At 58.4% G+C, this 2,261-nt stretch carries 2 protein-coding genes; one reads left to right on the plus strand and one right to left on the minus strand.

Going from position 1 to position 2,261, the window contains the following annotated elements; translation table 11 throughout:
• Positions 1-120: 120 nt before the first annotated feature.
• Positions 121-1,764, minus strand: a complete 1,644-nt coding sequence (locus tag WBF74_RS12960) for a choline dehydrogenase (RefSeq protein WP_424440575.1) — start codon at positions 1,762-1,764, stop codon at positions 121-123.
• Between the two features lie 341 nt (positions 1,765-2,105).
• Here WBF74_RS12960 and WBF74_RS12965 point away from each other — a divergent pair.
• The coding region (locus WBF74_RS12965; RefSeq protein WP_424440577.1) for a PilZ domain-containing protein at positions 2,106-2,261 on the plus strand (156 nt) is incomplete at its 3' end.

The raw sequence follows: 2,261 nt of genomic DNA on the forward strand, positions 1-2,261 counted from the left end.
ATCTCCGCCTCGTGAAAACGGCACCTGCCAGCACCGAAGAAACCGGCTGAGGCATAAAGACCTGAACAAAAAAAGCCGGTGTCTCACGACACCGGCTTTTCCTTTTAAGAAGAGGAAATCTTATGCGGCGTTGACGCGATCTTCTGCAATCGTCACATGCTCGGCAGGAAGCGGTGCCTTGCCCAGAATGTCGTCGGAAATCTTCTCCGCGATCATGATGGTCGGCGCATTGGTGTTGCCCCCCACAAGCGTCGGCATCACCGAGGCATCTACCACACGCAGCCCCTGAAGCCCGTGCACGCGGCACCTGGCATCAACAACGGCCATCGGGTCATTACCCATCTTCGCCGTCCCGACCGGATGATAGATCGTCTCCGCCGTCTCGCGGATCCAGGCATCAATCTCTTCATCGGACTGCTTGCCCGCACCCGGCCAGAACTCCGGCCCGCGATAGGCATCCATCGCACGCTGCGAGATGATCTCGCGCACGATACGCACGCCATCACGCATGACCTTCCGGTCATATTCCGCTTCGAGATAGTTCGGTTGAATGAGCGCGTGGTCAGCCGGGTTCGTGGATTTGAGGCCGATATAGCCACGGCTTTCCGGACGAAGCTGGCAGACGTGAACCGTGAAGCCATGACGATCCGACTTCATGCGCGCATGGTCGCGCATCATCGCAGCGACGAAATGAAGCTGGATGTCAGGCACTTCCAGTTCAGGCCGCGTCTTCAGGAAGGCACCGGACTCAAGCCCGTTCGAGGTTGCAAGACCCGTCTTGAAGAAGGTGTACTGCATGCCGGTGACGAGCTGCTTCAGCGGATTGCTGACCGTGCTGTGCAGCGTGATGGGCTGCGTGCATTCATAGATCACCGTGCAATCGAGGTGATCCTGAAGGTTCTGCCCAACGCCCGGAAGATCGGCCACCACATCGAGACCGAACTTCTTGAGATACTCCGCCTTGCCGATACCCGACAGCATGAGGATCTGCGGCGTGTTGACGGCGCCGCCCGACACGATGACCTCCCTGCCCGCGCGGGCAACCTTGGTCTCGCCTTTCTGCGTATATTCAACGCCGACGGCCTTCTTGCCCTCAAACAGTACGCGCGAGGTCAGCGCCTCCACCTCGATGGTGAGATTCGGACGGTTCAGCGCCGGAACGAGATAGCCCTTCGCCGCGCTGCAACGCTGGCCATTCTTGATGGTAAGCTGATAGGGGCCAACGCCTTCCTGCTGCGGGCCATTGAAATCATCCGTATAGGGATGACCGGCCTGCTTGCCTGCCTCGACAAAAGCATCGAACAGCACGTTCGTCTTGCGGGAATTGCTGACGCCGAGCGGGCCATTGCCGCCATGAAACGCGCTGTCGCCATTCTCATTGCCTTCCGAACGGCGGAAATAGGGCAGCACATCCGCAAAGCCCCAGCCTTCAAGGCCGAGCTGACGCCACATGTCATAGTCGCGCGCATGGCCGCGAATATAGATCATGCCGTTGATCGAGGACGACCCGCCAAGCACCTTGCCACGCGGCCAGTAGAGCTTGCGATTGTTCAGGTGGGCCTGGCCTTCCGTCTCATAGCACCAGTTCGCCATATCGGTGCCGATCAACTTTCCGACGCCTGCCGGCATGTGGATCATGAAGTTCGAATCCTTCTTGCCTGCTTCAAGAAGCAGAACCTTGTTCGAAGGATTTTCCGAAAGGCGGTTCGCAAGCACGCAGCCTGCGCTGCCTGCGCCGATGATGATGTAATCGAATTCGCTCATACTTTGTCCCCGGTCCCTGTTTCTGGCCACATGAAACAGGGATGCGTAAGGCCCGCCTGCCTGCATGGCAGGGCGTGGCGGGCGGCTTCCTTGCTAGGCCGTGTCCCTGCCTGATTCCGTTATTGATCGGAGTTTCACCGATTGTCGGGAATCCACAAAGCTGACGCAAGCGTCAATTTTGATGAGGATTACTCCGCACCGCTCCATTATGGCCAAATATCCGCTCATTGTATCGAAAGCGGTAGAATTTCATTAACCCTGCGGGCGTTATTCTGAGCGTCAAGGAATTCCGCGTTTGAGGCACCCCGCCTCGACGCTGACGTCTCTTTGCAGGCAACAAGATGCAGTCCGACTTCGAAGAACGCCGCCAATATCCACGTGTCGCCTTTGAAGCAAAAGGCCGCTTCCTGGCGCCCGACGGGTCGGAACATCCCTGCTCTGTCCGCGATATGTCGCTGGGCGGCATCGCCATCCGCTCGGATGTGCCGCTGGAAGTG

It is taken from the genome of Parvibaculum sp. (assembly GCF_049672805.1).
GTDB lineage: Bacteria > Pseudomonadota > Alphaproteobacteria > Parvibaculales > Parvibaculaceae > Parvibaculum.

What these genes read in the sequence shown, in the direction of transcription:
- WBF74_RS12960 (WP_424440575.1), bottom strand. Translation starts at nt 1,764, where the DNA reads ATGAGCGAATTCGATTACATCATCATCGGCGCAGGCAGCGCAGGCTGC.